Source organism: Ureibacillus sp. 179-F W5.1 NHS (assembly GCF_045369345.1).
Lineage (GTDB): Bacteria > Bacillota > Bacilli > Bacillales_A > Planococcaceae > Ureibacillus > Ureibacillus halotolerans.
This window is the reverse complement of record NZ_JBIQFG010000042.1, coordinates 18,807-28,961: the sequence shown is the minus strand read 5'-3', so window position 1 is coordinate 28,961 and position 10,155 is coordinate 18,807. Positions and strand designations below refer to the sequence as shown.

The following is a 10,155-nucleotide window of genomic DNA, read 5'->3' as shown; positions in this document are numbered from 1 at the left end:
ATTCCGAAGTAGCTCAGTGGTAGAGCAATCGGCTGTTAACCGATCGGTCGTAGGTTCGAGTCCTACCTTCGGAGCCACGGCCCGTTGGTCAAGTGGTTAAGACACCGCCCTTTCACGGCGGTAACACGGGTTCGAATCCCGTACGGGTCATAGTATGAGCTAAATGAAGAGCTCGAATTGAAATAGATGGTAAAAACGGAATGTTTTTACCATCTATTTTTTTGTATATTAAAAGTAAGGAAGTTACAATTTTTAAGTAAGGAGTAACGATTGATGGCTGAGTACGGAAAGGATTTATTTAAAGGTACAGCTTCGTATTATTCACGTTATCGTCCTTTATATCCATCTTCATTGATAAGGTATTTAATTGATAAGTTTTCCTTGGATGGTAAAGGTCGAATGTTAGATTTAGGTTGTGGTACAGGACAATTAGCATTTCGATTAACAGATTGGTTTGAAAAAGTAATTGGAATCGATACAGAACCAGAAATGATTCAAGAAGCAATGCGTCTTGTAAAAGAACTTCGAATAGAGAATTTGGAATGGTTTATAGGAGAACTTGAATCATTTAAAAAGAAATATGATGGACATTTTCGGTTTGTCACGATTGCTAAAGCGTTCCATTGGATGGATAGAGAAAAGACTCTTGATATGTTGTATGAAATGATTTCGGATGGTGGTGGAATAGCTATTATTGATAACTATTCTCCCAATAAGAACCTTTACCTTGGGAAATAAAGGAAGCAAGTAGTAGAACAGTGGTATGGGAATGAAAGAAGAGCTGGGGATATAACCTATTCCCATCCTACAGTTAGCTACGAAGAAATTATATTAAATTCTAAATTTAAAATGGAAAAATATGAACTTCCACTCTATGAACAAGTATGGAGAGTAGAATCAATAATTGGAAATTCAATAATTAGAAATTTATATTCAACTTCCTATAGTTCGAAACATTTTTTAGGGGAAAATATTGCTTTGTTTGAAAAACATTTAAAAAAGGAATTATTGGAACTTGATCAAAGAGGTATCTTTACGGAAAAAATGAATTTATCGATAAAACTTGCATTAAAAAATTGATTTACTAAAATTTCAGGAGTGTTTATGAAAATAGAAGAAACTGATGGGGGAGTAATTATTAATAACTTTGAAATTGATGGTTTTGTGGATGAAGAAAATTGTTGCAAGATATGTAAGATGAGTTTAATTTATTATGAGGATTTTGATGCCTATTTTTTGCCCAAAATGTAACAGGTGGACTGAAACAAAGTGTAAAGATCCAAATTGCGAATACTGTGTTAACCGACCTGAAAAACCTTTACCATTCATTATATATGATTAATTCATTCAAGTAATTTCCAAATAGAAAAAACTCCCATCAGATATTTGATGGGAGTTTTTCTAAGCCTTGCTATACACATTATGTATGGCAAAGCCGCCTTGCCGTAATTATTAATAGAAAGTTTTAAAACCACGACTCCACCAGGTGGGTGCTCGCAGAATAGTTCCTGTATATCGTCATTCACCGGAGTGTGACGCCCGCCATTCCCTATTCGATTAAAACTCCCTTTTACAGTTCAAAGGTTAAAACTTAATATTTGTACGAACAACGCAGCTTTATTGTTATAATATACGATAATAAACTGTTGTGCAAGTAAGTATGAATGATGAAAAATGTCAAATAATTATCATTGAAATCGGGGGTGAAATTTATGGCACCCATGTTATGTATGTAAGAGAAATGAAACAAGTTATGTTCTTTAGACAAATTAAAAAGCTTTCCATCATTGGAAAACTTTTGTTATCATTTTATTTTGTTCAATACTTCATTTGTTAAGGCAGCAAGGTTGATTTGAGTTTCTTCTTTCATGACATCATTTAAGATTTCATTTCGGAAGTAGTTTACACTTACTTCTAGAGGCATTGCCAACAATTTCTGTAATGCTTGCTGATACATGATAACAAATTCCTTATCTGTATTACCGCGTTTCAACTCCGCAAAGGATTCATAAAACTGGTCTAACTTATCTGCAAATTCTAGAAGACGACCTTCGATTGTCGCATCCTTACCTTCTTTCATTCGTTCAAAGAAAACAGCTTGAAAGTCCGGGGGTATTTCTTCCCTTATAAATTTCTCCATCATTTTTTCTTCGACATGGGCAAGCATCTGTTTAAGCTCAACACTAGCATGTTTGACCGGTGTTTTAATGTCGCCGATAAATACTTCAGCAAAGTCATGATTAATCGTTTTTTCATATAGGGATTTCCAATCTATTGTTGCTCCGTTCATTTCTTCTAGGGTTCCAAAGAACATAGCATATTGAGACACTTTCCAAGAATGGGCTGCTACGTTATGTTCTTCAAACTTAAAACGACCAGGTGCACGGAAAATACGTTCTAAATCATTTAAACTTGTGAAAAACTTATGAATACCTATAAATATCACTCCCGTTTTAGATTGGGCATAAACATGTGCCCTTAATTGCATCATACACCTATTTATCTCCATAAAGGGCAGAGTTTCAAACACTTAACAAACATTTAAATGTACATTTACAAACTAATTAGTGTTTAATTTATAGAATATGCATGAAATTAAAACAAGATAACTTAATTTGCATAAAATAAAAGTGAATTTTGGTAAAAAAAGACCTTTATGTATTATCAAAGGTCTTCTCTCTTTACAATGAAACGTCAATAACGGTTCCTTTGTATGGATGGGGAGAATTTGTTTGTTCAGACATTTGTTCAAGCATTTCAACAGTACTTGCGGTTGCTAAGTTTAAAGATTTATCCATTATGCTCATTTGGACAGTCTGTTGAAGTTGAGCTACTTGAGCAGACATGATCGAATTGATATCCAAAGTCGTCACCTCCTAAACTTCATATCGGTTGATGAATAACGATTTTAATGAAAAGTTAAGTAATAGGGAAAATGACATCATTCGACAATTTCGGAATATTTCATAACACACATGGCAATACTCCTTTCGAGGAGGGACGACTAAAATGTGGAGAAATTTATTAATTTTTAGTAGTGTAATGTTACTTTTAAGTGGATGTAACTTGTTTATGGAACAAGAGAAAATTTCAGTTGCAGCCCCGGAAGCATTGAAAGCAGCAGCAAAAATTATTAATACCGAAGGAAAAGAAATTGGACATATGGAAATGACAGAGGGAGCAGATGGCGTTCTCATTTCTCTTGGATTGACAGAAATACCAGAGGGGGAGCATGGTATTCATATACATGAAGTCGGGAAATGTGAAAAACCATCGTTTGAATCCGCTGGAGCCCATTTTAACCCACTAGACAAACAACATGGTATTAATAATCCGAAGGGACCACATTTAGGTGACTTACCGAACATTACTGCTGAGCAAGATGGAACGGTACAAGTAGAATTTGTGGCGAAAAATATTACGTTGGAAAAGGGAATGGAAAATTCCTTATTTGATGCTGATGGTAGTGCTATTGTCATCCATGAGAAAGCAGACGATTATGTAACAGATCCTGCAGGTAACTCAGGGGGACGAATTGCCTGTGGAGTTATTACATCAGAAAACTAAAAATAAGTTGTGTAATGGAGTTCAATACTTCATTACACAACTTTTTATTTTTCTAAAAATACTTTAGCTTAAGTACGGATAAAACATTAAATATTGGATATATAATGATTTTCCATTTATTTCAATTAGCATAAATAAATGAAGGAATAATAATTGATGACATTAGGTATTGTGTCATATAACAATTGAAATAGAAGGGATAATTGTTTTATTATTCTGATATATACTATTTAGTCTAAAAGAAAGCGTTTTTATACTCTTAATTATTCTTTAAATCTATTAACAGAATATTAAAATGATTGACACATATCAAAGGTAATAGGTAAAATTGAACTGTAATGTAACAATTATTTGGAGGGGTTCAATTGAAAAAAAGTAAATTACTGTTTCTTTCACTACTAAGTGTTTTATTATTAATGGTTTTAGCTGCATGTGGTGGTGGAGAAGAAACAACTGACAATGAAGGTACATCAGGTGACACAGGAGGATCTTCTGATGAAAAAGCATCTGATATTAAATTTTTAAGCTTAGCAACTGGTGGTACGCAAGGTACATACTACGCATTAGGTGGTACTTTTGCGGACTTAATTACTGAAGAAACTGGTATTAAAACAACTGCAGAAGTTTCACAAGCTTCTACGGCAAACGTAAGTGCTTTAAAAGATGGAAATGTTGAAATTGCATTTATGCAAACAGATATTGCTTACTACGCAAAAAATGGTGAGTTAATGTTTGACGGTCAACCACTTGAAGATTTAGTGGCAATTGGTGGCTTATACCCTGAAACAATTCATTTAGTAACAACTGCAGATTCAGGTATTAAATCATTTGAAGATTTAAAAGGTAAAAAGGTTTCTGTAGGTGCTCCAGGTTCTGGTACTTACGCAAACGCTGAACAATTACTTGAAGTTCATGGTTTAACTATGGATGACATCGAACCACAAAATTTAGACTTTGGTGAATCAACAGATGGTTTAACTACTGGTCAAATTGATGCGGCATTTATCACTGCTGGTTACCCAACGGCTGCAGTTGAAGCATTAGGTGCTACAACAGACGTTGTAATCGTTCCTGTAGAAGCTGATAAAGCAGAAGCATTAATCGAGAAATATCCTTACTATGCAGTAGATACAATTCCTACAGGTACTTACGGTTTAGAAACGGAAGTTCCTACAGTATCGGTATTAGCAATGCTTGCAGTAAAATCTGATTTACCAGATGAAGTTGCCTATGGAATTGCAAAGGCAATTTATGCAAATACAGATAAAATTAGCCATGCTAAAGGGGAATTCATTAGTCCTGAGACAGCATTAAATGGTATTGGTATTGATGTTCATCCAGGTGCTCAAAAATTCTTTGATGAACAATAATTAAGAAGAAATGAAGTGAAGGGCTTGAAGGCATACTTCTTCAAGTCCTTTTCAATTGAGGCGATTAAATGAGATGGGCGCATCTATTCTTAATTGTAGTAGTGTTGGGGGTTATTTTTTTCTTTTCACCGATATATAGTGTGTTTTCCTTTGAAGAAACGCGGACGAATAATCCAGAAATGTATTACATAAATGTTTCCAAAGAACATAAATTTAATATTCGTTTTACCCATTCCATCCACTTAACGGATGTTATAGAATCCTATGAATTAACGAAAAGCAATCAAATAAAACTTCTTTCCATGGAATATGAAGATGTCGCCGTTGGAATGCCGGCTCATGCAGAAGAAGGTCAAACGTTAAGTTATGAAAATGGTAAATACAAATTAGCATACGATAATCGAATATTAGATAACTTCACAATTTATATTGGAGACATCGACATGGATTTGAAATTTTTTTACGACGGACATACGTATAACATGAAAAAATCATTGCATCGAGGAAGTTCTTATTTATTTGAAGTAAAGAGGATTTCTTTATTCGACAAGCTGAGAGGAGCTGTGATGGTATATGAAAAATGATGTAAATCATACAACAAGTGAATCAAACGATGCATTAAAAGATAAACAGCTTGCCACAGAGCGTATCGATGTATTAACAGTGGAACAACAACAAGAGTTGATTGAAAAGTATGACACAGAAGCGAATATGCGGAAAATTGCCGGTGTTATGAAATGGGTTATTTTCATTGGGCTTCTTGCTTTCTCCTTATTCCAGTTATATACCGCTATTTTTGGGCAATTTACCGCTTATATTCAACGATCTATCCATTTAGGATTTGGTTTAACCTTCGTATTCTTACTATTCCCGTCTCGTAAAAAGGGAAGAAAAGATAGGATACCATTTTATGACTACTTATTAGCTTTAGTAGCAGCTGTAACAGGGGCATATTGGACAATTAATTATGATCGTTTAGTAACAAGTTTAGGTACGATTACACAAATGGATTTCATCGTTGGTTTAATTGTTATTTTACTAGTATTAGAGGCTGCTAGACGTTCTGTTGGATTACCAATTGCGATTATTGCCGTTTTATTTTTGGCCTACGCAATATATGGACAATATATGCCGGACATTTTTGCCCACCGTGGTCAATCTCTAGAGCAACTAGTCAATTTAATGTACTACTCAACGGATGGTATTTTAGGTACTCCAATTAGTGTTTCAGCAACCTACATTTTTGCCTTTTTACTATTTGGTGCCTTCCTTGTTAAAACAGGGGTAGGGGAGTACTTTAATGATTTAGCTATTGCAGTAGCGGGGAAATTAATTGGTGGTCCCGCAAAAGTAGCTATTTTCTCATCAGCCCTACAAGGAACAATTTCAGGAAGTTCGGTAGCAAATGTTGTTACTTCCGGAGCCTACACAATCCCATTAATGAAAAAGTTAGGTTATAAAAAAGATTTTGCTGGTGCTGTAGAAGCTGCTTCTTCTACAGGAGGGCAAATCATGCCACCGATTATGGGGGCAGCAGCCTTCTTAATGGTTGAATTTATCGGGCGAGGAGTTACTTATTGGGATATCGCGAAGGCAGCGATTATTCCAGCCATTCTTTATTTTGCAGGGATCTGGATTATGACCCATTTCGAAGCAAAACGTCTAGGCTTGCGCGGTCTTACAGATGAAGAAATGCCAGACCGAAAAATGATTTGGAAAAAACTTTATTTATTAATTCCAATTGCATTAATTGTTGTCATTATGATGTTCGGTGTACCAGTAATCCATTCTGCGTTATATGGTATTATTGCGTGTATCATCGTAGGTTTCTTCAATAAAGATGTGAAATTTGGAATCCGTGAAATTATCGATGCTCTAGTTGATGGGGCTCGTACTGCTTTATCAGTTGCCGCTGCAACAGCTTGTGCTGGTATTATTGTAGGGGTAGTTGTTAAAACGGGTCTTGGTTTAAGCTTAGCAAATAGTTTAGTAGACCTTGCCGGAGGACGTATTTTCTTAACATTATTCTTTGTTATGATTGCATCCCTTATTTTAGGAATGGGTGCACCAACAACAGCAAACTACGTTATTACATCGACGATTGCAGCACCAGCGATTATTACGCTATTAGCACCTGATGTTTCACAAGCATTAGTACCGATTACAGTTGTATTAGCTGCACATTTCTTTGTATTCTACTTTGGTATTATTGCAGACATTACTCCACCAGTTGCATTGGCTGCCTTTGCAGCGTCAGGTATTTCAGGGGGGGATCCAATTAAAACAGGGGTTCACTCAGCAAAATTAGCTATCGCGGCATTCATTATTCCGTATATGATTGTTTACTCGCCATCTTTACTAATGATTGATGTGACGTTCTGGGAAGTTGCATGGTTAGTCATTACAGCAATGCTTGGAATGATTGCAATAGGAGCTGGGGTTATCGGCTATTGGTACCGTCCTATTAATTTGTTAGAACGATTAATAGTTATTGCAGCAGGTCTTGCGATGGTTTATCCAGAATCAATGTCTGACATTATCGGGTTAGTCGTATTCGGTATTATGTTCTTTATTCAATTAGCAACAAAAAATAAAGGAAATAAACAAGGGCAATTAGGAACTACAACAAATTAAGAAATTGAAGCTTGCACAATATCGTGCAAGCTTTTTTTATGGAATGTAAAAGAAATTAATTTTCTGTAAATAGATGGAGATTCCATTGTTTTTCAGCATTGGCTTACTTTACACTAAGATTAAAACGAACATGTGGAGGTATTTATGAAGAGTATTGCAGTTGATATGGATCAAGTGATAGCAGATTTTCTAGGTAAAGCGACAAGAGCTTTCCAAGAACGGTTTAATATTCCCGTTTCTAAAGAAGAGTTTGACGTAGCAAAAATCGAAGCCCAATATCCTGAACTAGCTAATCAGTTCTATTTAATGATCAATGAACCTGATTTTTTCAGAGATTTCGAATTAGAAGATAAGGACGCTGTACCTGTATTAAAAGAACTGAGTGAACACTATGAAATTTATATTGCGACAGCGGCTATGGATGTGCCAGGTTGCTTCAATGCTAAATATGAATGGTTATTAGAACATTTTCCGTTTTTAGACCCAGCCTACTTTATATTCTGTGGAGATAAAAAGGTCGTAAAAGCAGATTATTTAATCGATGACAATGTAAAGCAACTTCAATCCTTTACAGGGGAAGGGATTTTATATTCTCAAAGCTACAATGAATATTGCACGGAATTTAAACGTGTTCATAATTGGCAAGAAATTCGAACATTATTTTTGCCAGTAAAGCAATAAAAGAATATTGACATTGTTCACCAAATTTTAATCCCATTCATGTAGGTTAGAAGGAAGAGATTGAGGTGAAATTATGGATAACATCGATGTGCGGGACTATTTATTAGAAAAAATTCAAAATTGTAATTGTGAAGAAGGGCTTAAATTACCGAGTGAAAACAAATTAGCTGCAAAATTTTCTATCCCCCGTAAAAGAATCCGAGACGTATACTTAGATTTAGAACAAATGGGGATGATTGAATCCAAACAAGGGATTGGTCATTTTGTTAAACCGAAACGAAAATTACTAGATATCGTTTTAACTGGGGATGTTAGTTTTAGTGAAAAAATGAAGCTGCAAACGAAGGATTATAAGTCTGTTTTAACAAGGCTGGAGCAAATCGAAATGTCTAAGTTAGAATATCCCCATATAGAATTTGCTAATTGTAAAACCCTTTATATTATTGAGAGATTACGTTTTGTGGATGGTGAACCTGCTGCTATCCACCGTTCTTATGTTAACGCGGATCTTTTTCCTGAAATAAAAAAAGAACGCAGTCAATTATCCTCCATTTACCAATTTTATAAAACCCACGGTATCGAAAACTTCGAAAGTTCATTTACAAGACTTTCAACTATTTTTCCAGGTAAGTATGAACGAATGATGCTTCACTGTGAAAATTTAGTTCCTATTATTTTAGTTGAATCGGACAACTGGAATAAAGATGAAAATGTTCAATTAGAATATACGGAAATATTATATCGAAGCGACCGCTTCTCCTTCCAATTAACGAATACTCGAAAAGAAAAAGGATGTCTCTGTTAAAAGAGGCATCCTTTTTCCCTTTTTACAAAAACTTCACACTAGCTTAATGGTCTTCTACTTGGCGACAAGATACATTTGCATTGAAAGGGGTGCAGAAGATGAAAAGAGCTTTAAGAACAAAACTATTAATTGAAGTAGGAAGAAATGAAGCGATTCAATTTGCAAAAGAAATTTCAACAAAGTATCAAGTGGAAGAAATTCAAGCACCAACATTAGGCTTAACGATGATTAAGATGCGAGAATCGGCACAACAATCATTATTTTATATAGGAGAAGTATTAGTAACAGAAACAAAAGTGAAAATTAACGAAAGCTTTGGAATCGGCATTGTGATGGAAGAGGATCAAGAATTATCCCGGGCATTAGCGATAGTTGATGCGGCTTATAAAGAGAATTTACCCGAGACCCTAAATTGGCAAAGGGAGTTTGAAAAGCTACAACAACTATATCAACAACAATTACAGCAATTAAAATGTTCCATCGAGCGGACAAAAGTTAATTTCGAAACAATGAAAATTTAAGGAGGAGTACAAATGGATGAACATCGTACACAACGTACATTCCGAAAAATTTTGGAGGCCATGACCTTTCCCGGGAAGATTCTTCAGTTGGAACAGAGCCCGAATGAACTATCTCCTTTATATTCGCAAACAGTACTTGTTTGCCAAACCCTTTTAGATGGCGAAGTAACGTATGCAGTAATAGGTGAAAAGAAGGTTGGTCAATCGATTCAAGCTTATACAGGAAGTCACGAAGCAAAAGTAGAAGAAGCAGATTTTATTATTATTCCGAATACAGTATGTTCCGATGAGATTGCGCATCTAAAAGTAGCGAAAAAAGGAAATCTTTTGGATCCACAAAAGTCAGCAACGTTATTTTTTGAAGTCGACAATTTAATGGATGGAATACAGCTGGAATTAATGGGGCCAGGCATTAAAGATAAAACGGTCATTCATGCGGATATTTCTAAGGGTTTTCTAAAAATAAGAGATGAATTAAATGTTGAATATCCCCTTGGTATTGATGTTCTATTTATTGACCGAAATGGCTATGGGATGGCACTACCAAGAACGACAAAGGTAACGGAGGTGAAGTAAA

At 35.2% G+C, this 10,155-nt stretch carries 12 protein-coding genes, 2 tRNA genes and 1 other RNA gene; 12 read left to right on the top strand and 3 right to left on the bottom strand.

Annotated features, from left to right (window positions below):
• Nucleotides 1-2: 2 nt before the first annotated feature.
• From ACH0B5_RS15010 to ACH0B5_RS14995, 4 genes are all read left to right on the top strand, one after another.
• A tRNA-Asn gene (locus ACH0B5_RS15010) sits at nt 3-77 on the top strand.
• 1 nt (nt 78) lies between these two features.
• Nucleotides 79-150, top strand: a tRNA-Glu gene (locus tag ACH0B5_RS15005).
• 123 nt (nt 151-273) lie between these two features.
• Nucleotides 274-738 carry a class I SAM-dependent methyltransferase gene (locus ACH0B5_RS15000; protein WP_122971771.1) on the top strand — a complete coding sequence of 155 codons (465 nt, stop codon included), beginning with the start codon at nt 274-276 and terminating at the stop codon, nt 736-738.
• Between the two features lie 366 nt (nt 739-1,104).
• Nucleotides 1,105-1,251, top strand: coding sequence for a hypothetical protein (locus tag ACH0B5_RS14995; RefSeq protein ID WP_241559302.1), 147 nt, complete (start codon nt 1,105-1,107; stop codon nt 1,249-1,251).
• A gap of 177 nt (nt 1,252-1,428) precedes the next feature.
• On the opposite strand, the gene ssrS is transcribed toward ACH0B5_RS14995, so the two are convergent.
• From ssrS to ACH0B5_RS14980, 3 genes are all read right to left on the bottom strand, one after another.
• A non-coding RNA gene (gene ssrS, locus ACH0B5_RS14990) (6S RNA) lies at nt 1,429-1,621 on the bottom strand.
• Nucleotides 1,622-1,804: 183 nt separating this feature from the next.
• Nucleotides 1,805-2,446 (bottom strand): YfbR-like 5'-deoxynucleotidase, encoded by a 642-nt coding sequence (locus tag ACH0B5_RS14985; RefSeq protein WP_174232669.1) that lies wholly within the window; start codon nt 2,444-2,446, stop codon nt 1,805-1,807.
• Nucleotides 2,447-2,681: 235 nt separating this feature from the next.
• Nucleotides 2,682-2,873, bottom strand: a complete 192-nt coding sequence (locus tag ACH0B5_RS14980) for a putative motility protein (protein WP_406928040.1) — start codon at nt 2,871-2,873, stop codon at nt 2,682-2,684.
• Between the two features lie 136 nt (nt 2,874-3,009).
• Here ACH0B5_RS14980 and ACH0B5_RS14975 point away from each other — a divergent pair, with 136 nt between their 5' ends.
• From ACH0B5_RS14975 to phnH, 8 genes are all read left to right on the top strand, one after another.
• Nucleotides 3,010-3,567, top strand: coding sequence for a superoxide dismutase family protein (locus tag ACH0B5_RS14975; RefSeq protein ID WP_122971774.1), 558 nt, complete (start codon nt 3,010-3,012; stop codon nt 3,565-3,567).
• Between the two features lie 365 nt (nt 3,568-3,932).
• A complete protein-coding gene (locus ACH0B5_RS14970; protein WP_122971775.1) occupies nt 3,933-4,937 on the top strand; it encodes a TAXI family TRAP transporter solute-binding subunit in 1,005 nt (334 codons plus the stop codon).
• Nucleotides 4,938-5,005: 68 nt separating this feature from the next.
• Nucleotides 5,006-5,521, top strand: coding sequence for a DUF1850 domain-containing protein (locus ACH0B5_RS14965; RefSeq protein WP_122971776.1), 516 nt, complete (start codon nt 5,006-5,008; stop codon nt 5,519-5,521).
• Nucleotides 5,511-7,571 (top strand): TRAP transporter permease, encoded by a 2,061-nt coding sequence (locus tag ACH0B5_RS14960; protein ID WP_122971777.1) that lies wholly within the window; start codon nt 5,511-5,513, stop codon nt 7,569-7,571. The genes ACH0B5_RS14965 and ACH0B5_RS14960 overlap by 11 nt, the downstream gene beginning before the upstream one ends.
• Nucleotides 7,572-7,715: 144 nt before the next feature.
• Nucleotides 7,716-8,252 carry a 5' nucleotidase, NT5C type gene (locus ACH0B5_RS14955; protein ID WP_122971778.1) on the top strand — a complete coding sequence of 179 codons (537 nt, stop codon included), beginning with the start codon at nt 7,716-7,718 and terminating at the stop codon, nt 8,250-8,252.
• Nucleotides 8,253-8,325: 73 nt separating this feature from the next.
• Nucleotides 8,326-9,057, top strand: a complete 732-nt coding sequence (locus ACH0B5_RS14950) for a GntR family transcriptional regulator (protein WP_122971779.1) — start codon at nt 8,326-8,328, stop codon at nt 9,055-9,057.
• A gap of 98 nt (nt 9,058-9,155) precedes the next feature.
• The gene (gene phnG / locus ACH0B5_RS14945) at nt 9,156-9,578 is read left to right on the top strand and encodes a phosphonate C-P lyase system protein PhnG (protein ID WP_122971780.1); all 423 of its coding nucleotides are present in this window, start codon (nt 9,156-9,158) and stop codon (nt 9,576-9,578) included.
• A 12-nt stretch (nt 9,579-9,590) separates the two neighbouring features.
• Nucleotides 9,591-10,154, top strand: coding sequence for a phosphonate C-P lyase system protein PhnH (gene phnH / locus ACH0B5_RS14940; protein WP_122971781.1), 564 nt, complete (start codon nt 9,591-9,593; stop codon nt 10,152-10,154).
• Nucleotide 10,155: the final 1 nt, after the last annotated feature.